At 70.8% G+C, this 22,826-nt stretch carries 19 protein-coding genes; 8 read left to right on the top strand and 11 right to left on the bottom strand.

The window, feature by feature from the left end:
- Positions 1-188: 188 nt before the first annotated feature.
- Positions 189-515: a GntR family transcriptional regulator gene (locus tag DQ384_RS22335; RefSeq protein WP_114030800.1), complete on the bottom strand. Its 327-nt coding sequence runs from the start codon at positions 513-515 to the stop codon at positions 189-191.
- A gap of 364 nt (positions 516-879) precedes the next feature.
- On the opposite strand from DQ384_RS22335, the gene DQ384_RS22330 reads away from it, so the two are divergent.
- From DQ384_RS22330 to DQ384_RS22310, 5 genes are all read left to right on the top strand, one after another.
- Positions 880-1,866, top strand: a complete 987-nt coding sequence (locus tag DQ384_RS22330; RefSeq protein WP_114030859.1) for an ABC transporter ATP-binding protein — start codon at positions 880-882, stop codon at positions 1,864-1,866.
- Entirely contained in the window at positions 1,863-3,218 is a 1,356-nt protein-coding gene (locus tag DQ384_RS22325; RefSeq protein WP_114030799.1) for an ABC transporter permease, read from the top strand. Before DQ384_RS22330 ends, DQ384_RS22325 begins: the two co-directional genes overlap by 4 nt.
- Before the next feature lie 3 nt (positions 3,219-3,221).
- Positions 3,222-6,095: a bifunctional YncE family protein/alkaline phosphatase family protein gene (locus tag DQ384_RS22320; protein WP_114030798.1), complete on the top strand. Its 2,874-nt coding sequence runs from the start codon at positions 3,222-3,224 to the stop codon at positions 6,093-6,095.
- 606 nt (positions 6,096-6,701) lie between these two features.
- A complete protein-coding gene (locus DQ384_RS22315) occupies positions 6,702-8,267 on the top strand; it encodes a hypothetical protein (protein ID WP_147268867.1) in 1,566 nt (521 codons plus the stop codon).
- A gap of 329 nt (positions 8,268-8,596) precedes the next feature.
- Entirely contained in the window at positions 8,597-9,142 is a 546-nt protein-coding gene (locus DQ384_RS22310; protein WP_114030796.1) for a dihydrofolate reductase family protein, read from the top strand.
- Positions 9,143-9,458: 316 nt separating this feature from the next.
- On the opposite strand, the gene DQ384_RS22305 is transcribed toward DQ384_RS22310, so the two are convergent.
- The 4 genes from DQ384_RS22305 to DQ384_RS22290 form a co-directional block, all read right to left on the bottom strand.
- Positions 9,459-10,616 carry a baeRF10 domain-containing protein gene (locus DQ384_RS22305; RefSeq protein ID WP_114030795.1) on the bottom strand — a complete coding sequence of 386 codons (1,158 nt, stop codon included), beginning with the start codon at positions 10,614-10,616 and terminating at the stop codon, positions 9,459-9,461.
- Positions 10,617-10,739: 123 nt separating this feature from the next.
- Positions 10,740-11,996 (bottom strand): epoxide hydrolase family protein, encoded by a 1,257-nt coding sequence (locus tag DQ384_RS22300; RefSeq protein ID WP_114030794.1) that lies wholly within the window; start codon positions 11,994-11,996, stop codon positions 10,740-10,742.
- Between the two features lie 146 nt (positions 11,997-12,142).
- Complete coding sequence (locus DQ384_RS22295) at positions 12,143-13,051, bottom strand: polysaccharide pyruvyl transferase family protein (protein ID WP_114030793.1); 909 nt, start codon at positions 13,049-13,051, stop codon at positions 12,143-12,145.
- Between the two features lie 229 nt (positions 13,052-13,280).
- On the bottom strand, positions 13,281-14,288 hold the full coding sequence (locus DQ384_RS22290; protein WP_114030792.1) for a GNAT family N-acetyltransferase: 1,008 nt from the start codon (positions 14,286-14,288) through the stop codon (positions 13,281-13,283).
- Positions 14,289-14,555: 267 nt separating this feature from the next.
- On the opposite strand from DQ384_RS22290, the gene DQ384_RS22285 reads away from it, so the two are divergent.
- Positions 14,556-15,407, top strand: a complete 852-nt coding sequence (locus tag DQ384_RS22285; protein ID WP_114030791.1) for a DUF72 domain-containing protein — start codon at positions 14,556-14,558, stop codon at positions 15,405-15,407.
- A 25-nt stretch (positions 15,408-15,432) separates the two neighbouring features.
- On the opposite strand, the gene DQ384_RS22280 is transcribed toward DQ384_RS22285, so the two are convergent.
- The 4 genes from DQ384_RS22280 to DQ384_RS22265 form a co-directional block, all read right to left on the bottom strand.
- Complete coding sequence (locus DQ384_RS22280) at positions 15,433-15,954, bottom strand: hypothetical protein (protein ID WP_245966689.1); 522 nt, start codon at positions 15,952-15,954, stop codon at positions 15,433-15,435.
- Between the two features lie 111 nt (positions 15,955-16,065).
- Positions 16,066-16,626, bottom strand: a complete 561-nt coding sequence (locus tag DQ384_RS22275; protein ID WP_114030790.1) for a GNAT family N-acetyltransferase — start codon at positions 16,624-16,626, stop codon at positions 16,066-16,068.
- A 72-nt stretch (positions 16,627-16,698) separates the two neighbouring features.
- Positions 16,699-18,315, bottom strand: coding sequence for a phosphodiester glycosidase family protein (locus DQ384_RS22270; RefSeq protein WP_114030789.1), 1,617 nt, complete (start codon positions 18,313-18,315; stop codon positions 16,699-16,701).
- A gap of 183 nt (positions 18,316-18,498) precedes the next feature.
- Positions 18,499-19,602 carry a zinc-binding dehydrogenase gene (locus tag DQ384_RS22265; RefSeq protein ID WP_114030788.1) on the bottom strand — a complete coding sequence of 368 codons (1,104 nt, stop codon included), beginning with the start codon at positions 19,600-19,602 and terminating at the stop codon, positions 18,499-18,501.
- Positions 19,603-19,946: 344 nt separating this feature from the next.
- Between DQ384_RS22265 and DQ384_RS22260 the strand changes: the two genes are divergently transcribed.
- Positions 19,947-20,738, top strand: a complete 792-nt coding sequence (locus DQ384_RS22260) for an SDR family NAD(P)-dependent oxidoreductase (protein WP_114030787.1) — start codon at positions 19,947-19,949, stop codon at positions 20,736-20,738.
- A gap of 9 nt (positions 20,739-20,747) precedes the next feature.
- The gene (locus DQ384_RS22255) at positions 20,748-21,749 is read left to right on the top strand and encodes an RNA polymerase subunit sigma-70 (protein ID WP_245966688.1); all 1,002 of its coding nucleotides are present in this window, start codon (positions 20,748-20,750) and stop codon (positions 21,747-21,749) included.
- 56 nt (positions 21,750-21,805) lie between these two features.
- Here the strand turns inward: DQ384_RS22255 and DQ384_RS22250 are convergent, their stop codons facing one another.
- Together DQ384_RS22250 and DQ384_RS22245 are read right to left on the bottom strand one after the other, a co-directional pair.
- Entirely contained in the window at positions 21,806-22,156 is a 351-nt protein-coding gene (locus DQ384_RS22250) for a DUF1801 domain-containing protein (protein ID WP_114030786.1), read from the bottom strand.
- Between the two features lie 32 nt (positions 22,157-22,188).
- Positions 22,189-22,734 (bottom strand): DinB family protein, encoded by a 546-nt coding sequence (locus DQ384_RS22245; protein WP_114030785.1) that lies wholly within the window; start codon positions 22,732-22,734, stop codon positions 22,189-22,191.
- Positions 22,735-22,826: the final 92 nt, after the last annotated feature.

Raw genomic sequence — 22,826 nt, 5'->3', positions numbered from 1 at the left:
GGCCCGCGCGCCCGCACTCCCGGTATTCCCGTAGCCCCCGCACGTCCGGCCGTGCTGGGCGAACTGGCGATCTGGGAGCTAACTGGTTTGGAGTCCGGTAGTCCTCTCGAATATGCGGTCCTGGACACAACGGGGCGACCGCTGATGTTCGGCATGAGCGGCCTCCAGCTCAGGCTGGGTCTCACCGATCAGCGGCCGGACCCGCGAGTCGCGAGCACGATCAGGTAGTCACACTTGCGCAGCGGGCTGTGCGCGGCCGGCGTCGTGTCGGTCAGCGTGCGGGTCACGAACGTCCCCACCCCCGGCCGAGCCGCCACCAGGCCCTCGTGTTCGAGCTCGCGATAGGCCTTGAGCACCGTGTTGGGGTTGATCGCCAGGCCGGCCACCACGTCCTTGACCGTCGGCAACTGGTCGCCCTCGCGCAACAAGCCGAGCCGCGGCGCGTGCCGTGCCTGCTGTACCAGCTGTAGATACGGCGGGACCCCGGACCGGCCGTCCAGATGGAACTCGATCATTGTTCCCTCCGTTTGCCTAGTCTCCTGGCACCCGTTAAGAGCCCATAAGGCCCCCAGGGCCCCGGGATCGGTGGGACGGCCAAGGTCCCCCGGGTGTGCCGCAGTGATCTACGCGGGCCGTCGCCCTGAGCCACGTGAGATCCAGGGTGCGAGCGTGTTGGCCAGTGCGGTCGCCGGGTTGAGGGGCATATTGGCCGGTTGGGTGGCATATCGACGTTTTACGTCACGTATCAGTGCTTTATATGGCGTATCGCCGGGTTGTGTGAGGTTCGCCCAACGTTCGGCTGTGCGCCTCACCGAGGCAAGCCGCGATCTCTAGGTTCAGCTCTTGCTGAGGATCAAGCTAAGGGAGACCGACATGCACATGACCTCCGCAGTCCGGGCTCGCGGGATCACGAAGTCCTTCGGTGATGTGGTCGCACTCGACGGCCTCGACCTCGACGTGGCGAGCGGGCAGGTTCACGGCCTGGTCGGCCCGAACGGCGCGGGCAAGACGACGCTCCTCGGCCTGCTGCTGGGCCTGGCGGTCGCGGACAGCGGTCGCCTGGAGATCCTGGGTACGCCGGTCGGGAGGACGCTCGCCGTACCCGACGGAGTCGCGGGCTTCGTGGACGGACCCGGGCTCTATCCCTCGCTCACCGCTCGGCAGAACCTCTCGGCCCTGGCCTCACTGCGCCGGTACGACGCCGGAGGCACCGCCGACGTCGACGACGCGCTGGAGCAGGTCGGGCTCACCGACGTGGCCGACGACCGTGTCCGGGGCTTCTCACTGGGAATGCGCCAGCGGCTCGGGCTGGCCGCCGCGCTGCTCACCAAGCCGCGCCTGCTCGTCCTCGACGAGCCGGCCAACGGCCTGGACCCCGCCGGCAAGCACCACGTGCACCGCGTCATCACCGGACTCGCCGCGGACGGGACCGCGGTGGTCCTCTCCAGCCATCGGATGGACGACCTCGCCGCCCTGTGCTCCGACGTCACCATCCTCGCCACCGGACGGGTCGTCTTCTCGGGGCCGCTGAGCAAGCTCGCCGCCGAGAGCGGCGAGCTCGACTACCGGCTCGTCACCTCCGACCCGGCGGAGGCCCACCGGCTGGCGTCGGAGACGCCCGGGCTCCGCGTGGTGCCCCGCGACCCCGGTCAACGGGCGGACGCCGACGTGGTGGTCCGCGGGCCGGTGCCGGCGGTCGACGAGCTCGTCGTGCGGCTGGTGCGAGACGGCGTGGCGCTTCGTGAGCTGGGGCCCGTAGTGGCGCCGCTGGAGGCCGCGTTCCTGGCCCTGACCGGGACCGGGACCGGCGCCCCGCCCGCGCGGACCGACCAGGAGGACCAGGCAGACCAGGAGGACATGCGATGACCGCGACCATCACCGAACCCAGGGCCGCCGCCCGGCCGGCGCCCGTGCTGCACGGCTACCGGTTCGAGCTGGTCAAGCTGCTCTCCCAGTGGCGGATCCGCCTGCTGATCGCGGCCTGCTGGATCGGCCCGGCGGTCTTCGTGGCCGCGGTGAGCCTGCAGAGCTCGCTTCCCGCCGACACGGTCTTCGGCCGCTGGATGAACGCGACCGGCTGGGCGGGGTCGCTGGTCGTGCTGGACTTCTCGTGCAGCTGGGCGCTCCCGCTGCTGACGGCGCTGGTCGCCGGCGACGTCTTCGCCGTCGAGGACCGGCTGGGCACATGGCGCCATCTGCTCGTGGCGGTGCGCTCCCCGCGGCGGATCTTCGTGGCGAAGACCCTTGCCAGCCTCACCGTGATCCTGCTGCTCGTGGCCGGGCTGGCCGCGTCGGGAATCGCCGGCGGCCTGGCCGCGGTGGGCGACCACCCGCTCGCCGGCCTGGACGGCCATATCCTCGCCCCGGCGGAGGCGGCCGGCACGGTCCTGCTCGCGTGGGCCTGCGCGCTGGCGCCGACGCTGGCGTTCGCCGCGGTCGGCCTCCTCGGCTCGATCGCGTTGGGCCGCTCCCCGATGGGGCTGTTGATGCCCGCGCTCCTCGCCTTCGTGTTGCAGCTCGCGCAGCTGCTCCCGCTGCCGGTGGCCGTGCAACTGTCCCTGCCGAGCCACGCCTTCCTCGCCTGGCGCGGGCTTTTCACCAGCCCGGCGCAGGCGGGTCCCCTCCTCGTCGGCCTTGTGGTGAGCCTCGCATGGGCGGTCATCGCCACCGCGCTGGCCTACCGCCTGTTCCTGCGCCGCGACTTCACCGACGTGACCTACGACGGGTCGGGCCGGCAGGTCCTCGTGGCGGCGGTCCTGCCGCTGGCCGCACTGGTCGCCCTCGCCGTCGGCGTGATCGCCGGCGCGACCCCGGCCACGGGCTCGGGGATCGACAAGGAGAAGCTGCAGGCCTCCCTCGCCACGGCGTACGCCCACCTCTACCGGCTGCAGACGCGGGAGCTGAATCGCCCCGACGTCACCGAGGCCCAGCTGCGGGCCACCGCGTCCTGCGACAAGGGCGGCTCCCGGGTCGTCGACGAGGGAGCGGGCAACGACTGGCGGTGCGTCGTGTCCTGGCACCTCCCCGGCGCCACCGCCGTGGGCACCGCCATCTACCAGCTCGACGTCACCGCGGACGGGCGGTACGTCGCCGACGGAGACGGACCGAAGGAGGTCAACGGCTACTTCCAGGTGCGCACCCCGACCGGAGACGCACCCAACCCCCTGTGGCAGTTCGACGGGAACGTCGACCTGCTCGCAAGCACCCCGAAGGAATGACTCATGCACGTCAAGCGCCAGCGCGCTACGAAGAGCCGTCTCGCGCTCTTCGACGGACGCACCGGCAGCCGGATCCGCGTGGTCGCGGCCGGCACCGCAGCCATCGCCGTCGCCGGCGGGGGCATCGCCTACGCCTCCACCGAGGTGTTCGGCACCAACCTGGTCGGCACCACGTACAAGGCCGGCCTGCAACTCGCCAGCGACCAGGTCATCAAGCCGATCGGTGAGCGCCTGCTCGTCGACAACGGCAAGCTGCTCGCCTCGACGGTCAGCCCGGACGGCCGCTTCCTCGCGGCGCTCACCAACGACCGGTCGATCGCCCTGACCATCGTCGACCTGCAGAACTACAAGGTGCTGCAGCAGGCCGGGACCGCCTCGACCGCCGGTGTGCGCATCGCCAACAACAACGTCGGGCAGGAGGGGCCGGCCTATTCTCCGGACGGCAAAACCCTGTGGCTCCCGCAGATCAACGGCTTCACCCGCTTCCCGGTGAACGCGGACGGCACCCTCGGCACGCCGACGTTGGTGAACATCGCCGCGGACGGCACGAAGAGGGCGCTGCCGGCCCAGGCGGTCTTCTCCGCTGACGGCAAGATCGTGTACGCCGCCGTCAACGGGCAGAACCGCGTCGTGGCGATCGACGCCGCGACCGGCGCGATCCAGCAGAGCTGGACCGTGGGCACCGCGCCGCGTGGTCTGGCGCTGGTCGGCGACAAGCTCTACGTCAGCAACGAGGGCGGCCGCCCGGCCAAGCCCGGCGAGACGACGATGAACTCCTACGGCACCCAGGTGCCGGCCAACCCGGTCACGGGTGCGACGACCACCGGTACCGTGAGCGTGATCAACGTCGCCGACACGGCCGCTCCGGTCGCCTCCATCGAGGTCGGCCTGCACCCGACCGCGATGCACGCCGCCCGCGGCGTGCTCTTCGTCACCGACACGTTCGACGACCAGGTCTCGGTGATCGACACGAACCGCGACAAGGTCGTCCAGACGATCGCCACCCAGCCGTGGCCGGAGGCTCAGGTCGGCTACGCCCCGAACGGTGTGACCCTGACCAAGGACGGCCACCTGCTGGTCACCCTCGGCCGGGCGAACGCGATCGCCGTCTACCGCTACACCAGGCCGCAGGAGCCGGTCAGCTTCGTCGGCCTGCTCCCGACGGACTACTACCCGGAGGAGGTGACCACGGTCGGCGACGACGTGGTCGTCACCAACACCCGGGGCATCGGCGAGCGCGGCCCGACGCGCACGATCAACAAGGGCGCCGGCACCACGCCGGCGACGGGCCACAACACCCACGACTCGACCGGCTCGCTGCTTCGGTTCAAGCTGCCGGACGACCGGGAGATCGCCAAGTCCACGGCGACGGTCTTCGCCCAGAACGGCTGGGGCAAGAACGACGTCAAGCAGGCCAACGACGACCACGGCAAGGGCAACGACGATCACGGTCACGGCAACGACGACCACGGCAACGACGACCACGGCAAGGACGACGGGCACGGCAAGGGCAAGCCCGAGCATGCCGTGCCGGTCCCCAAGCGCCTCGGTGACCCCTCGACCATCAAGCACGTCTTCCTGCTGGTCAAGGAGAACCGCTCCTACGACCAGGTGTTCGGCGACGACCCGCGCGGCAACGGCGACCCGACGCTGGCGCAGTTCGGGGAGAAGGTCACCCCGAACCAGCACGCGCTCGCGCGTCAGTTCGGTCTGTACGACAACACCTACGACATCGGCACCAACTCCGCCGAGGGCCACAACTGGCTGATGCAGGGCGACAACCCGGAGTACACCGAGTCCACCGCCGGCGAGTACCAGCGCAGCTACGACACGGAGGACGACGCGCTGGGCCACCAGCGTTCCGGCTTCCTGTGGACCGGTGCGCAGGCCGCGGGCAAGACCGCCCGCAACTTCGGCGAGTTCACCCAGTTCCTGACCGTGCCGCCCGGCTCGTCGTGGCAGAAGTTCTACTGCGACGCCCGGAACATGGAGGCGACCGGCCAGGACACCAGCATCAAGACGGACACCCAGTCGCCGATCCCGTCGCTCAACGCGATCACGGTGCACAACTACCCGAAGTACGACACCAACATTCCGGACATCTACCGGTACCAGATCTGGAAGCGTGACTTCGAGGCCAACGGCCCGGCCAACCTCAACATGTTCTGGCTCTCCAGCGACCACACCGGTGGGGCGCCGAACGCGGTCGCGCAGGTGGCCGACAACGACCTGGCCGTCGGCAAGATCGTCGACACCATCTCGCACAGCAAGTACTGGAAGGACTCCGCGATCTTCGTGATCGAGGACGACACCCAGGACGGCGTCGACCACGTCGACGGTGCGCGCGGTCCCGTGCAGATCATCAGCCCCTGGGCGCAGCACGGCACCGTGGACAGCCACTACTACACGCAGATCACCATGGTCCGCACCATCGAGCAGATCCTCGGGATCAAGCCGATGAACCAGAAGGACAGCGCCGCCACCCCGATGAGCCGGGCCTTCACCGACAAGCCCGACTTCACGCCGTTCAACGCGGTGCCCAACCAGGTGCCGCTCACCGAAGGCGTGGCCACCCCGCCGGCCTGCGGGAACGACACCCCGGCCGCGGCGGGCGCCTCGGTGGCTCCCGCGCAGGCCACGGCGTCGACCGTGCCCGCCGAGACGCAGCACGTCATCGACGTCTGGACCGCCTGGCAGAAGGAGCAGCATCTCAGCGGGTCGAACGCGGTCCCGGACTTCGCCCACCCCGCGCTGATGAACCACTTCACCTGGTACCAGGCGCACAACTGGACCACGCCCTACCCCGGTGAGGAGAAGATCCTCACCCCGGACGAGGTGCCCGGTGGCTACCTGCCGTCGCCGGAATCCGACGGCTGACCTCCGCACAACGCACACGACGGCTCGCCGGGGATTCCGGCGGGCCGTCTGCCCAAGAGTGGTGAAGTTGAAGTTCGACCAGGCGCCGCCACCAGATGTGCAGTCCAGGCCTCGCGTTTCGTCCGGCTTGTTTCGGCTTTCGTGCCCGATTCCTTCGTAAGCCGGTCCAGAAGGTCACCAGGAGCACCGGCGTCCCCGGTAACGCGGCTCGATCACGTCCGTGAGTTCGTGGACTTGGGCGACCGTGAGCACCAGCGGTTCGGCCGATGCCGACCCGCATCGGAATGTCGCGCACGGAATCGAACCTCTTTCTCTCGGACCCGGCCATGGACAAGGCGAAAGCGAGCACCAATCTGAACAGGCGAACAATGCAAGAAGTCATGGCTGTGGACAAACGTCCGGTTTCGCCTACTCCCCGCTTCGGACGGTCTTGACGTGACCACTCGTACGAGTAACCGCTGGTCAGGACTCGCATAAATCTCCCTTACGGCTGTGACGATATTGAATTGAGACTCGCGATGCCCGCTCGGCGAGTTTGTCCTGGCCGGCAGGCGGTTAGTGGGAATGTCGCCTCAGTCACCCCACCCGTACCGTGTGGAGACGCTCATGAATCATGTGAGACGCCTGGTCCGCATTTTCGGCTGCGTCGGTGCCACCGCCGTGATGGTGGTCGCCGGCGCGTCCCTCGCCTCGGCGGCCGGGACCGTCACCGCGGCTGTGACCGGCGCCAGCCCGGTGATCGGCGCGAAGGTCGCGCCGTACGAAAAGCTCTACGAGCGGACTACCACGGCGACCCGGGCGCTCCCCGCGGTGCCGAAGCAGGCCCTGTTCCAGGCCGCTTCCTCGCTGTCCACAGAGCTGGGACTGGCCCAGAACCCCGCGCAGATCCTCGGCGCGGACCTGTCGCCCCAAGTGGCGGGGCGGCTGGCGAACGTGCTGACCGACCTGCTCACCTGCTACCGGCTCACCAAGCCGGCCTTCTCGGCGATTCCGCCCGCTCTGCTCTCCCAGGTGCTCGCGACCGGCGGTGGCCTGAACCCCGCCGCCTACACCGGCATCCGGCTCTGCGGTGAGTCGGCCTGGCAGTCCACCAATGAGCTCGAACTGGCCGTGCTCGACGAACTGCCGGACACCGCCGCGCCCGGCTGTCAGCCGCTCGGCCAGGTCGACCTCGACATTTGGCCGGTGCTGCGGGTCGACGGCGGCTGTCGCGACAATCGTTACGACAACGACTACCTTCTCACCCTCGATGTCGGCGGCAACGACACCTATGCCAACAACGCCGGTAGCAACGTGGTCGACGTGAACTTCTCGCCCGTCGGCTCCGCTGTCACCGGGTTGCGCGGTACGGGGCCCGCCAAGGGCTGCCAGCGGGCGATCCCCGGGCTGACGGCACTCGACTGCGTCCCCGCCGCGGCGGTCCTTCTCGACATTCAGGGCAACGACGTCTACGGCGTCAAGCAGACCCCCGACCACGACACCGGGTGCACCAACGACCCGGTGGTCCGCCGGATGATGACGGGTGGCGCTGGATTCCTCGGCGTGGGCATCCTGCGTGACGCGGAGGGCAACGACACCTACACCGGCAAGACGGGCTCGCTCGGCGCCGGTCACATCTTCGGTGTCGGCATACTGTCCGACGGCGCGGGCGACGACACCTACGGCGCTGTTCGTAACAGCCAGGGGTTCGCGCTGGTCGGCGGCGTCGGCGTGCTTCGTGACGAGGCCGGCGATGACGGTTACGGCTTCTACATGCCCGCCGCGATCAACCCGAACGCTCCCAACCAGACCGAGGGGGCGGGCGGTGTGCGGGATGACGAAGGCGAGGGGCTGTGCGACCGGATCCCGCGGTTCACCCAGGGGGCTGGGAACGTGGCAAGCGCCACCGGGATCTTTCTGGACGACGCGGGCGCAGACCACTACCACGGTGCGTTCGCCGGCCAGTTCATAGGCCCGATCCAGGTTCCGAGCACCCGTGCCGGCAGCCTCGGGTTCGGCAACAACCAGGGCGTCGGCGTCTTCCTCGACCGAGGGACCGCGGACGACCAGTACACCGTCGACGGTGAGCCCTCCGTCGCCGGCGTGCCGCAGCGCGGCGACAACGTGATCGTGCAGCCGAACAACGACAGCACGGGCGCGGGCTTCGGTCAGGGTCTCTTCGTCGACCAATGATCGTCTGAGGTACTCCAGCGGGTGCCGGCCCACCCCGGCACCCGCTGGAGCAGCCCTCGGCGCCACCGCAGCCCGGCCACAGATCGACCCCGATCGGCCGGCTTGACCATCGCCCTGCACACCGCCCCGTCGGGGCCACTGTCGCTTCTGTACAAGACCCGAGCGCTCTTCCCACCTAGCCTGTCTGTCACAGCCGTCGGCATGGCGGAGGATTTCGCGGTCGGCATCAGCACCCAGGACCGGGTGCTACTCGGCCGTCGTGCCTGCGACGGGGTGCCGGCCGGAGCGTTGGAGCGGGGTTGTAACCCCAACGACAAAGGATCAGAGCAATGGCTAAGATCATCTCGAACTTCTTCATCTCCCTGGATGGCGTGGTGGAGTCGCCGGATCAGTGGCACTTCCCGTACTGGAACGAGGAGATGGGCGCCGCGGTCGAGGCGGGCGTCCAGCGCGCGACAGGGTTCCTGATGGGCCGCAAGTTGTACGACGAGTGGTCGGCGTACTGGTCGACGACGGACCAGGACCAGGAATTCGCCGAGTTCATCAACAACGCCCGCAAGTACGTCCTGTCGAACACCCTGGAGAAGGCGGACTGGAACAACACCACCGTCATCTCAGGTGATGTCGCGGCCAAGTTGCGCGAGATCAAGCAGCAGACCGACGGCGGAATCCAGATGTCCGGCTCCGCGACGACCGTGCGGTGGCTTCTGGCCAACGGGCTGCTCGACGAGCTGAACCTGCTCGTCCACCCGATCGCGGTCGGCCGTGGTCAACGGCTTTTCGAGGACACCCCGACCCACCCGCTGAAGCTGGTCAAATCGGAAACGTTCAAGACCGGCGTGCTCAACCTGGCCTACGTTCCGGACGCCGGCTGACCGATACGCGCGGGACGCGGCCGGCCCCGGCGGAGCTTCTCGGTGTGGCCTGCGGCGCTTCACCGTGGCCGAATCCGCAAGGGATGTGTCCTTGCGGCCATGGCGGTGGAGGGCCAAGTGCAGCGGAGCGGAGGCGCGCGGCCGCTCCTCCCCGACCTGTTCCCGGGCACCCTGACCTGTTCCTGTGGGCCGGTTTCGCCGAGGGCCGGCCGTCGGCGGGGGCGCCGCACCGTCCGCCGCGCCCTCACCCCCGCTCGACGGGGCCCGGCTCCGGATGACAGCGCACCCAGGTGTCGGTGAAGAGCGTCGTACGGCGCTAGGAAAGGGCCTCCTGCGGCGTTCGCCGAGGAAGTGGGAAGCGGAGCGCGGCCGCCACGCCGTGGTCTTTGAGCTGGGTGTCGGCGAGAACGTGTTCGACAGAGCCGCTCTCGTCGATCACGGCCTGGGCCAGCTCGTCGATGACGTCCGGCGTCCGGCGGGTCGCCCGGCCGCACAGTGGGCAGGTGTCTCCCGACGTCGCCAGCCAGCCCGACTCGTCGCACACGACCCCCGGGGCGGTCGCCCCCTCTTGGACCAGAAGGGTCCGCACCGCGGCGACGGAGCCGGCCCACAGGCACTCGTCCAGGCCCAGGGCGACCGGCCTGCGCATCGCCGCGTGCTCCATGACCTCGGCGACCTGCCGCCGTTCCTCGTCCCGCTCGTACCGCTCGATGATGCGTTCGGCGCTGCGCCGGATGTCTGCCGCCGTGGCCGTCCGGAGATCGATCGTGAAGGTCCCGGCGACCTTCGGCCGGAGATCGTGCGGGAGGAACTCCAGGAAGTTCGGCACCTCCTCCGGGTGGCCGCCGACGATCAGCAGCTCGTGGTCACCGGCGCGGAACAGCTCGTCCAGCACCCGCGCGGCGTTGCGGAAGTGTCGCTTGGTCAGGTCGTCGGCGCGGTTGCGCACGCGATGCTCCATCAGCCCGTACCAGCCCGCGTAGTTCGGCTTGCGCAGGGCCGGATCCCGAAGCTCGCGGATCTCCCGCATCTCGCCCTGGCACAGCTCCCAGGCCTGCGCGGAACGCCGGTCGACCACCAGCACGCACGCACGGTGGTACTCGTCCAGCACCGCCAGCATCGGGCGGACCCATGGGGTCGCGTCGATCACGACCCGGCACCGGACGGCGCGCGGCAGGTCGACCCGCTCGAAGAAGCCGCCCTCGCTGCAGGAGAAGATCGCCACCGCGCCGCTCTCCACGCGTTCGAGGCCCTCCATCGCCTCCATTCGCTCGATGTCGCCTCGTATCGACAGCCGTGCCCGTCGCCCCAGGGATTCGTCGTCCGTGACCGGGCGGATCTCGTGGAGGAGGCTGTTGACCTGGGTGCGCAGGGCGGCGGGGCCGTCCAGCCCCGCCCTCGCGTACAAGGAGACCACGGGCAGATCGCCCCCGTTGAACCGGATGAGCCGGCTGATCGTCTCTGTAGTGATCATGCGTCACCCCCGTGGCTGGTCCTGGAACCAGTATTCGCCCCCCACCTGGCCCGAGTCGTGGACGCCCCCCGGACGCGCGGCGGTGCCCACCCCCTGGGGCCCGCCCGCTAGCGGGGCCCGTCGCTAGCGGCGGCCGCGGAAGGTGCGGCGGAGGTCGTCCACCCATTGGTCGGGGATCTCCCAGGGGATGAAGTGGCCGCCGTGGTCGTGGGCGGTGAGGTTGACGTGGTTGTACCAGGGGGCGCGGTCACCCGCGAGGAAGTGCTGGACGCGCTGGTCGGTGGTGACGCCGGGAGGGTTCTCGTGGCCGACGAAGGTGATGCCGGTGGGCGCCTCGACGGGGGGCCGCCGGTCGTGGGACGGGGTCCACGGGTAGCGGTTGTTGTTGGCGTAGGTACGCATCGAGGTGCCGATCGTGTTGGTCACCCAGAAGATCATGGCGTGGGTGAGCAGATCGTCCTTGGTGAAGACGGTCTCGATGTCGCCGCCGTTGTCGCTCCAGTTCACCCAGCGCTCCAGGATCCAGGCGAGCATCCCGGCGGGTGAGTCGGACAACCCGTAGGCGAGCGTGCTCGGGGCGAGCACGTGCGCGGCGAGATGGACGGCGAACCGCTTCTCCAGCGCGACGATCCCGGCGTGGATCCCGGCGGGCAGGCCATCAGGGATGGGCCGGCCGCCGCTGAGGTCCCAGGCCCGGTCGCCGTTGAACAGGGTGAGCTTCTGGCCCGAGCCGATGTGGATGGCGTGGAGCTCGCCGGCGTACTTGTGCCCGAGTTGGCCCGTGACCAGGGCCCCGACGTCGCAGCCCGCCGCGGCGTACTTTTCGTGGCCGAGGGTGCGGGTCATGAGGGTGTGCCAGAGGTCCGCGATCTTCCAGAAGTTCATGTCCGGGTCGTCCGGCAGCGGAGCGGAGAAGCCGAACCCCGGAAGCGAGGGGACGATCACGTCGAACGCCTCGGCCGGGTCGCCGCCGTACGCGCCGGGGTCGGCCAGGGGGTCGACGACCTTGGACCAGTGCCAGAACGTCCAGGGCCAGCCGTGCGAGAGGATCAACGGGGTCGGTTCCGGGCCGGCCCCGGGCCTGCGCATGAAGTGCACAGGCACGCCCTCGACTTCGACGCGGTAGTGCTCGTAGGCGTTGATCGCGGCCTCGGCCTTGCGCCAGTCGTAGCCGACGCGCCAGTAGTCGACGAGTTCTCGCAGGTAGGCGCGGTTCACGCCGTAGTACTGGTCCTCGTTGCCGACGTCGTCCGGCCAGCGGGTCAGCTCCAGGCGCCGCCGGAGGTCGGCGAGCACGTCGTCGGGCACGTGGATCGGCGTCGGCTCCAACGGGAACGGCCGGGCGTCGGCGCCGGCCGATGGGGTGGTCTCGTGACTCATCGTCGTCTCCTGCGACCGGCCTCACCCTGTGACGTGATCCAGGGCTTGGGAGAACTGGTTACGGGGGTGCAGGCGGCAGCGTAGCCGGGCGTTCAGGACGAGGGTGCCGTCGGTCTGCCGAAGTTCGTGAACGTAGATTCTTCCCGTCATCGCAGGAACGACAGCAGGTGGTGAAGCCGGGCCTCGACGGAGTCCCGCGCGGGGCCGGCGGCCCGCTCGGCCGCCAGGCGGCCCGGGTCGGACAGACACCACGTCAGGTGCTCGTCCAGGGTGGGCCGCCGGAGTTCCTCGGCGGGCAGCGCGGCCGGCCACCGCCAGGCGCGCGCCTGCGCCGTCACCTTGCCTCCGCCCGCCACGGGATCGACCGCGAGCGCGGGCACGCCGTTCTTGAGCGCGAGCACGAGCCCGTGCAACCGGGTGGTGACGACCACGTCGACCCTGCGCAGCAGCGATTCGAACTGGGCGGGCGTCGCGCTCGACCGCCAGTCACGGGGATCGAGCCGGCTGTCGAGCGGCAGCCGTGCGCAGTCCAGGTCGTTCAGCCAGGAGGACAGCAGGCGGGTCACGTCGCCGTGCCGCTGGTCGTCGCCGTACTCGGGCTGCGCGTGGACGAGGAGGACGCCGACGACCGGCACCGCTCCCATGACCGGCCCGCCGGCGAGGTCGGGCCACGCGGAGCCGTCCGGGGCGTCGCGCGGCAGGACCTCGTGGAACCCGGTCACGGCCGGATCGGCCGCGTCCACCACCGTCACCCCGATCGCGATGCGGCGGCAGTGGGCGAACCGCTCGTGCAGCTCGCGGACGGGCCGCCCGTGCGCGGGGCCGCAGACGAAGATCAGGTGGGTGTAGCGCTCGGGCGGGGCGTCGTCCAGGCGGAGGCCGCCGTCCGGGCACATCACCGAGCTCCAGGCGACGTCGTGCCGGACGCCCGCGGAGGTCAGCCGGGCGCGGACGGCCTCCATGCTGAGCACGTCGCCCGCGGTGGCCTCACCGCGGGAGAAGCTGAACCATCCGACGACGAGCGCCGTCACCGGTCGGTGGGCCGTTGTCGCCATGAGCCGAGCACCCCCATGCGCACCTCGCCGCCCACGTCTGCCCCTGCCGCGCGCGACGCCCGCGGCAGGCCAGCTTACCTACGGTGAGCAACCATGCCGGAGCACCACGGTGGCGCGTCATGCCAGGTGGGGGCCGGTCGAGATGCCTCCACCGCCGACACGGCGGGTTTCGCCCGGTCCGGGCCCGTCGGGACGCCGTGTCGTCGGTGGGGTATCGGATGCGGGGCGGTCAGCCCCAGGTGAGGTCCAGGCGGCGGGCGTGGTTCTGGTAGCCCGCGCGGGTGAACGCCTTGGACATCGGGGTGTTGGCGAGGTCGGTGTCGGCCATGATCTGCGTGGCGCCGTGCCCCGCCAGCAGGCGGGTGCCCTCGGCGAGGAGGTCGTTCACGTAGCCGTGGCCGCGGTGGCCCTCGGCGACGCCGATGTAGGCCAGGATGAAGGCGTAGGAGTTCCGGGCGGGAACCACCAGCCCGACCGGCTCGCCGCCGGGGGTCAGGCCGACGCGCCACCACTCGCGAGGGCTCGGGTAGGTCAGCAGCTCGGAGTGGTACTGCTCGCGGGCGTACTCCTCGATGGAGGACCGCGCGATGTCGGCGCGGCTGTACGCGTCGAGCGTGCCGGACAGGATGCCCTCCAGCAGGGCGACGGTCTCCTCGTCGCCGCCGGCCTCCCGGAAGGTCAGCCGGCGGGACGGCTCGGGCAGGGGCGTGCCGGCCGTCCAGCGGTAGCGGAGTCGTTCGACGAACATTCTCCCGCCGGTGCGTTCGACGACCTCGACGCGGGCCTTGGTAAGGCGGCCCGCTGTTTCGTCGTCCCGCCAGTCGACCGGGACCGGCTGGAGGACGCAGGGAGGCGGGGGCGTGCCCGGGGGCAGCACCGCGCCCATCGCGGCGCGCAGCAGGCGCTCGGCGAGGTCGACCGCGCCAGGATCGCCGCCGGCATCGAGCGGGGTGGGCCGGGCGAGGGCTCGGCCGGTGTCGTGAGATGTGAGGCCGTCGAGGGTTTCCCCCATGTCTATGGTGTCGAGGACTTCCGGCGGGCCGCCCGCGCGGGAGGACCACCAGCCGACCCTGGCGACCGGCCGGCCGTCATGCAGGGCCAGCCACAGCCATTCGTATCGGCGCCGCCCCGTTTCCAGGTCTTCGGCGAGCCTGTCGTTGTAGGGGCCGGGGAACGCGTTGAAGAGGTCTATTTCGTCGGGCCCGCCGATGGGGCGGAAGATCAGGTCTGCGGTCACGTCGAACTCCGGATCGTGCTGGGCGCCGCACCTGGGGATTCAGTGCCGTGCCTCCCCAGAGGCGGTACGCGTGGCGAACGTGCGGTTGCCGTGCGACATCGTCACCCTCCTTCCTGAATCGAGGCCGCCATCGGGCGGCAGACGATGGCCCTCAGGTGTAGGCGAAGAATCGGCCGGTCCGCAACCGGGTTTCCGCGGCGACGTGGCGTCCTTGCCGGGTCCAGGGGTTCGGTGTCATCCGGTGGCGGCCTTGGATAGCGTCGGGGGATGCGGCTTCATGTGGGATGCGCGATGTGGGCGCACGCGTCGTGGCAGGGGCGCTTCCTCCCCCAGCCCCTTCCGCCCGGCGAGCGCCTGAAAGGGTACGCGAGCTGGTGCAACGCCGTGGAGGGGAACACGACGTTCTACGCGGTGCCCGCGCGGAGCACGGTGGAGTCGTGGGCGCGGCAGACACCGTCCGACTTCCGGTTCGTGGTGAAGCTGCCCAAGACGATCACGCACGAGCGCCGCCTCACCGGCATCGAGGACGAGCTCCGGTCGTTCCTGGAGACGATGGAGCCGCTCGGCCCGCGACTCCACGCCCTCTGGGTACAACTGCCGGGCTCGTTCGCGCCGGACGACGTCGGCACGCTGGCGGGTTTTCTGCGCGGGCTGCCGGGCTCGCTCAGATACGCCGTAGAAGTGCGCCACCGGGCGTTCTTCGAGGACGCGCGGGCCGCGGGGCTGCTGGAAAAGGTCCTCGTCGACGCCCGCGCCGAATGGGTGCCGTTCGACACCACGGCCTTCTTCGAGAGCCCTCCGACCACCGACGCCGAGCGTGAGGCGTGGACGAGGAAACCGCGGGTCCCACGCCGGTCGGCCGCTCTCACCGACCGTCCGATCGTCCGCTACATGGGCCGGGACGACGTCGCGCGGACGGTGGAGGGCTGGCGGTACTGGGTCGAAACGGTCGGCGAGTGGCTGCGCGAGGGCCGCTCGCCGACGGTGTTCGTCCACACGCCGGACAACGCCGAAGCGCTGACGCTCGCCCGGCGCTTCCACGACGAGGTGCGGAGCAGGGTGCCGGCGGTGGAGCCGCTGCCCGAGCCCATGCCGTCCGAGCCGCTGACGCTCTTCTGACTTCCGGCGGCCACCCGCAAGCGGATCAGGGGGTGTAGATCTCCTGGACCTTGACGATCTCGCCGCGGTAGACGGTGATCAGCGAGGGGTGGCGGCCCTTGGCGTGCCGCTTGAGCAGCACGCCGCGTGAGCACTTCTTGGCGCCGAGTGCGGTGGCCTGGCTCACCGTGAGATCGCCGGGGGTGACCTTGCACCCGTAGGCCGACAGGAAGACGACCTTCTTGGCGACGTGCGAGGAGTAGGCCATGGCGTTGCCCTCCGGCGGGCCGACGAACCAGCCCTCGGTCATCTCGCCCTTCTTCCACTTGATCGGCTCGTACTCGGCCGTCGTGCCGCCGACGTAGGTGATCCAGCCGCGCAGAATGCCGTTGTGGCGGGGGCTGATGTGCTTGGTGAAGTCGTGCTGGGGGTCGGCCTGGAAGGTGGTGCCGAAGACCTTCGGGGCCTTGTACTTCGGGATGGACGCGGCTTCGGCGGCCGTACCGGACGACAGGGCGACGGCCGTGGCCGCGCCGCCGGCGATGAGCGCGCGCAGGAGAGTCTTCACGGTTCCTGAGACTCGCGTGGATCCGGAAAAGTTCGTTTCGCGCCGTCCAGGCGTCCCGCACTGATCATCCCGGACGAGCGGCTGCGGGCCACCCGCGCCTGATTCCGGGCCCTACCGGTCGATCCGGTACACGTAGTGGGCGCGGTCGTCGATCGGGTTGTCCGGCTCCAGCTCGCCCTCGGCCACCCGGCGCAGCCCGGCCTTCTCCAGCGCCCGCCAGGACGCGCGGTTGGCCGCCGACACCGGGACCAGGACGCAGGAGGCGGCCGGGAACTCCGCCCAGGTGCTCTCGACGACCGACCGGATCATCAGCGGCCCGAGACCGCGCCCCACCTGCTCCGGGTCGCCGATCAGGTAGTCGATGCTCATCGCGCCCTCGGGGACGGCGACGATGGCCGCCAGCTCGGCGATGTATTCCGGGTAGTCGGCGTACTTCGACCGCTGGACCAGGCCGAGTGGCTGCCCGTCGAGGAAGACGAGCAGGTCCTCGGACGGCTCCTCGCCCCTGGCGGCGGGGCCGAAGTCGCGCGCCACCGCCTCCGGGGTGGTCTCGTGGTGCCACCAGCGGGCCACGTGCGGCTGCTCCAGCCATGCGCGCAGCAGGGGGAAGTCCCGCTCGGTGAGGCGACGCCATGTGATGGACCGGACGCTCCGGGTCTCCGGACTGGGCATGACGCCGACGGTAGCAATCGCTCGCGACCGCCGGCATCTCATTTCCCGCCCGTGCGCGGCGGCAATCGAAGATCAGCCGCGGGGAAGCACCTGGATCGTGTCCCCCACGGGACGCTCGCCCGCCGCGTCGGACGGACGGTTGACGAGCGCGCCGCCGACGACCATGGCCGAGGAGCCGCCGCCGTCGAGGTTCAGCGCCTGCACCGCGCCGAGCGACCGCATGAAGGCCGCGCCCTCGGCGAGCGTGAAGCCCTCGCTGCCGCCGCTGAGCCGGCCGTCCACGGTCACCAGCAGCAGCCGGTCCTGGCGGTCGATGCCGGCCATCGTCCGGGGCTGGCGGTTGTTCGCCCACGCGTATCCGAAGGACAGGTCCAGCGGGTCGACGGTGCCCTCGGTGGAGGCGTCGATGCGGATCCGCCCGTCCTCCACCAGCGTGGGCGCGGCGCTGACGATGCTGTCGCCGCGGCCGAGCCTGACCCGGCGGCCGTCGCCGTCCCGGACCTCCTCCGTCACGGACACCCGCTCACCCACGACGGCGTGGGCGGTGAGCCAGCCGGCCGCAGTGCCGGTGCCCTGCAGCACGGTGCGGCCGGGCGGGACGGCGCCGCCCCGGTCGCCGGCCGACTCGACGCGGCCCTTGGCGTCCAGCACCACCTGGGTACCCGCGCCGGACGGCAGGGCGTGGACGTACTCGCCGGTGAACTTGACCAGGTCGTCGGCGAGGGTGCAGGTGAGGTCCTGGCGCGGCTCGGCGGTGGGGAGCGCGCCGGGACGGCCGCAGTTCCGCACCAGCCCCGGCGTCCGGTTGATCCCCTGGACGGCGTAGGAGGAGCGGCCGGCGCGGGCGGTGACGGTGGTGGTCAGGTCGGCGATACGGCCGCGGCGGCCGCCGTCCTCCAGGATCAGCGCCGCGCGGGAGCCCGCCGCCATCGAGGCCAGCTCGCCGTCGTGGGCGCTGACGCCCGCCGGGGTGCCCTGGACGCCGTCGGCGTCGGAGGTGAGGAAGAAGCCGCCGTTGACGCCCACCAGCGAGCCCAGCTTGGCGGCCACCGACGACGTCGTCTCGCGCTGGGCGACGTTGCCGTCGTGGGTGGCCATCACCGAGCCGCGGAACCGGTGCGGGTCGATCACCGCGATGTTGATGTTCTCGACGTCGGCGGGCTGGTCGGCGTCGTAGCCGGTCCACTCGACGGCGGTGCGGAACCCGGCCGCGGTCACCCGGGAGGCCGCGGCGCTCGCGGCCGCCTGGTTCGGGTACGTGCCGACGCGGACCCGCACGCCCATCGGGCCGCGCGGCGTGTCGGAGTAGTCCGGCCACGGCACCTGGGTCACGACCGGCTCGAATCCGGTGGCGCGCAGGCGGTCCGCGGTCTCGGTGGCCCACGCCTCCGTGCCGACGGCGGCCCAGACCTGGGCGCCGGTGAAACGGGCCTTGACGGGGGCCTGCACGGTGACGGTCCAGCTCGGCGCGGCGGCGGGGTTCCTGAGCGTGCCCGTGCGCACCTCGACGCCGGGCGCGACGGTCCGCGTCGTCCAGTCCGCGGTGACGCGGTCGGCCGGGGCCGCGGTGGGCGCGTCGGCCGCGGCGACTCCGGAGACCGTCAGCGGCCCGGCGACCGCGAGGGCGGCGGCCACGCTGAGCGCGAGCCGTGTACGGGCGCCGCGACCGGGGGCTGGGCGGTGGTTCATGGCACGTCCTTCAGGGTCGGCGGAGGCCGGAAGTGTCCGGATAAATCCGAGTTCCGGGGGAAATGACCAAGTCGGAAGTCCAGCGCCCCGAGACGAACGCCGGGGCGGACGCGCGGGTACGCACGTGACCGGGAAGGTGAATGCTCGGTGGCGCGCCCCGCCGACCGCCGGGCCCGCGGGACCTCACGGGACGACGAGCGCCTTCACCACGCGCTGCGCGGCGACGTCCTCCAGCGCCTTCTGCGCCTCGGCGAGCGCGTACTCCCCGCTGATGAGGTCGGTCCACGAGAACTGCCGGGCGTAGCGCGCCATCACCCGCACCGACCGGTACACATGGCCCACGTCGCTGCCCCAGCACCCGCGGACCTCCAGGTGCTTCTGGTTCAGGTCCAGGTGGGGGTTGAACGTCGCGGTCCCGGCGTCGGTGTACTGCCCGACGACCACGTACCGCCCGGCGTCCCGCGTCAGCCGCATGCCCTCGGGGACCGCCGCTGGCACGCCGGTCGCCTCGATCGTGACGTCGGCGCCGCGTCCGCCGGTCGCTTCCCGGACGGCCGCCAGCCGCTCCTCGGGGGTCGTCGTGGCGATGTCCAGGACCGCGTCGGCGCCGAACCGGGTCGCCGCGTCCAGCCTGACCTCCGGCCCGCCGACGACGATCACCGACCCGGCTCCGCGGAGCTGGGCGAGGACGGCGGCGGACAGGCCGACCGGTCCCGCGCCCTGGACGACGACCGTGTCGCCGAAGGCGATCTCGCCGAGCGTCACGGCGTGCAGCGCGGTCGGCATGCCGCAGCCCGCCGCCAGGAACGCTCGCCAGTCGAGCTCGGCGGGCAGGGGGATCACGTGGACGCCCGGACGCAGGTAGATGTACTCCGCCCAGCCGCCGAGCAGCCCTTCGTCGGCGGACAGGGTGATCCCGTACACCTTGCGCGACGGGCACCGGGTGGTCGCGTGGCCGACGGTGCAGTACCAGCACCGACCGCACGTGCCGTACACGTCCAGGAACGTCACCACCTGGCCGACTTCGAGCGGTGCCCCGGACACGTCCTTCGGGACGCCCGACGCCGTCGCGGGGCCGAGCGCGGCGATCCGGCCCACGCTGACGTGCCCGGGGATGATCGGGTACGGGACGCCCGCGAGCTGCCCTTTCCACAGGTGAGCGTCGGTGCCGCACACCTCGCTGCCCAGCGTCTCCAGCAGCACCGCGCCGGGCTCAGGTTCGGGCCGCTCGAACGCGCGCACCTCCAGCGGCGCACCTGGCCCGGTCATGACGACTGCGGAGATCACCGTGGGTTCCTGCTCTCTGGTCGGGCGCCGAACGACGCTGAAAGGGTGCTGAAGCCGAAAAAGGGTGCTTAAGAGGTACCTGCGCCCCGGACGGCTTGCAAGGGGCCTGCGGTCGTCCGCGCTCCGCGTCGTTCAGCGCGCCCCGTGAACCGGTGTGTCCGGTTCAGGCTGACCGGACGGCAGCCGGGACACCGCGACCGCGATCTCCACCCGCGAGGTCGCTCCGGAAGGGGGCGGTTGCCGGCTTCCGCGCAGGTGAGGGCAGTGGTCGTGGCGGTTTCAAGATTTTCGAGATTTTTTCGCCGGACCGATGAGTTCGGTGGGATGCCGTCGTTACAGGGGGCATGACACAACTTCTTCAGGACAAGAACGTCATCATCTACGGCGCCGGCGGCGGCATCGGCCGTGGCGTGGCGCGGACCTTCGCCCAGGAGGGGGCCCGGGTCTTCCTCGCCGGGCGTACCCTCAAGACCCTCGAAGCGGTCGCCGAGGACGTCAGGGCCGCCGGTGGCGTGGCCGACGTGGCCGAGGTGGACGCGCTCGACGAGCGGGCGGTCGACGAGCACGCCCAGGCCGTGGTTTCCGCGGCGGGCGGCATCGACGTGTCGTTCAACCTCATCACGCGCGGGGACGTCCAGGGCATCCCATTGGTGGACATGTCCGGATCCGACCTCACCCGGGCGGTGACGAACGGCCTGCTGTCGAACTTCTACACCGCCCGCGCCGCCGCGCGTCATATGGCGCCCCGCGGCTCCGGCGTCATCCTCACGGTGACCAGCGGATCCTCGCGCGGCGCCGCCCCCGGCATGGGCAGCACCGGCCCGGCGGACGCGGCGGTGGAGACGTTCCTGCGGTATCTGGCGGCCGAGGTCGGGCCGAGCGGCGTGCGCGTCGTCGGCATCCACACGGCCGGGGTGGTCGAGACCATGACCCGGGACAAGGTCGTCGAGGTCAACGAGGGGATGACGGACTTCGACCCGGCGGCGTTCGAGCAGATGATGGCGAGCATGACCATGCTGAAGCGGGCCCCGAGGCTCGCCATGGTCGCCGACACCGCGGCGTTCCTGGCGTCGGATCGGGCCGCGGGCATCACCGGGACGATCGTCAACGTGACCTGCGGCCTCATCGCGGGCTAGGGTTTGACCGTGCGATGGGCTCCTGACGACGGCGGGACCGAGACCGTGAGGGACGCCGAGGGAGACGCCGTGGTCGCCGCCGCGCTGGCGGGCGACGAGTCGGCGTTCGCCGCCCTCGTCGAGCGGCACCGCCGGGAGCTGCACGTCCACTGCTACCGCATGCTGGGCTCCTTCGAGGAGGCCGAGGACCTGGTCCAGGAGACGTTCCTGCGGGCGTGGCGGCGGCGCGACGGCTTCCACGGCGGGCCGCTGTTCCGGGCCTGGCTTTACAAGATCGCGACGAACGCGTGCATCGACCACTCCCGGCACCGGGTGCGGTCGATCACGTCGTTCGCGGACATCCCCTGGCTGCAGCCGTACCCGGACCGGCTGCTCGACCAGATCGCCTCGGACGGGGACGAGCCCGAGGCGACCATCGTCACCAGGGAGACCATCGAGCTCGCCTTCCTCGCGGTGATCCAGTTGCTTCCGCCGAAGCAGCGGGCGGTGCTGATCCTGCGGGACGTGCTCGAATGGTCGGCCGCCGACACGGCCGAGGCGCTGGAACTGACGGTGGCCTCGGCCAACAGCGCGCTACAGCGGGCCCGCGCGACGGTGAAGCAGAACCGCCCAGTGCGGCCCGTCGCGGAGCCCAGCGAGACCGAGCGGGTGCTGCTGCGGCGCCTGATCGACGCGCACGAGCGCGCGGACGCCGAGTCGGCCATCGCGATGATGCGCGAGGACATAAGGATCACCATGCCGCCGCTGCCCATGCTGTACCAGGGGGTGGCGATGGTGGCGCCGTTGCTCCAGGAGGGACTCGCCGGGCCCGGCCACTGGCGCCTGCTGCCCACCCGGGCGAACCGGATGCCGGCGGCCGCGAGCTACCTGCGGCCGCACGGCGAGACGGAGTTCAGAGCGTTCAAGATCGACGTGTTGCGCGTCGAGGACGGGCTCGTGGCAGAGATCACGACCTTCGACCACACCTTGTTCCCGAGGTTCGGCCTTCCGCCGGTCTACCCGGAGGCCTGACGTCCCCAGAGAGAAGCCCGCCGTGTCCGGCCCGGCGGGCGCGGGGACCACGCGTCCTACTCTTCGTCGAGCTTCACGGCCTGCTTGATGTAGTCGCGCAGGGCGGCCTCGTTCAGCGACTCCAAAGTCTTGATCTTGACGTGCCGGGTGGTCTTCCCGATGCCGTCGAGCAGGCCGTGGGTGTCCTTGAACTCGGCGCCGCGCATGAACGCGAACGTGATGTGCGTCTTGCTGGTGCTGATGATCGCCAGGTTGCCGTTGGCCTTCCACGCCGGGGAGCCGCGGCTGATGATCTCCTCGGAGGACGGCGCGTTCTCCTTCATGAGGGAGCGCAGCTTTTCCACGATGCCCTGGTGCTGGGGGAGCACCTTGGTCTTCACGAACTCGTCTACTTCTTTGCTGCTCATCGCGAGCCTCCTTGCTCATGCCGTATAGGGGGTCAGTAACCGGTGGCGCCGTCGATGCGTTCGCGCAGCAGGTCGGCGTGGCCGTTGTGACGGGCGTACTCGGCGAGCATGTTCACCAGGATGCGGCGCAGCGAGATCGGCTCGCCGGTGGACTTGCGCACACCGGTCGCGTCGAGGGAGGGCGCCGCGGCCACGATCTCGCGGGAGCGTCGGCACTCCGCCCGCCAGAGCTCGAACGCCTCGGCGGGATCGCCGTCCAGGGAGTCGAAGTCCTGGTTCGGGTCGTCGTCGGAGTAGTAGAGAAGCGGGACCTCCTCGCCGGCGAACTGGATGCGGAACCACCAGCGCTCGACGCCCGTGAGGTGGCGGAGGAGGCCGTGCAGGCTCAGCCCGGACGGCGGGACGGCCTTCTCGGACAGGCGTTCGGCCGGGACGCCGGCGCACTTGAGCTCGAACGTGCGGCGGTGCCAGTCGAGAGAACTGGTCAGGGTCTCGCGCTCGTCGCCGGTGAGCGGCAGTGGGGTACGAAGATCGCCACCCCAGGACGGGGAGTAGTTCTCGGCGGGAATCTCGGCCATGCCCCGAGCTTGCCAGAGGCCACCGACAAACCCGGCTCGGCAATCCAGCGGAAACCGCCCGTGACGAGGGCCGGTGCCCGTGTTCCCCGCGT

It is taken from the genome of Sphaerisporangium album (assembly GCF_003323745.1).
Lineage (GTDB): Bacteria > Actinomycetota > Actinomycetes > Streptosporangiales > Streptosporangiaceae > Sphaerisporangium > Sphaerisporangium album.
The sequence above is the reverse complement of the archived record's forward strand: the minus strand, read 5'-3'. Positions and strand labels throughout refer to the sequence as shown.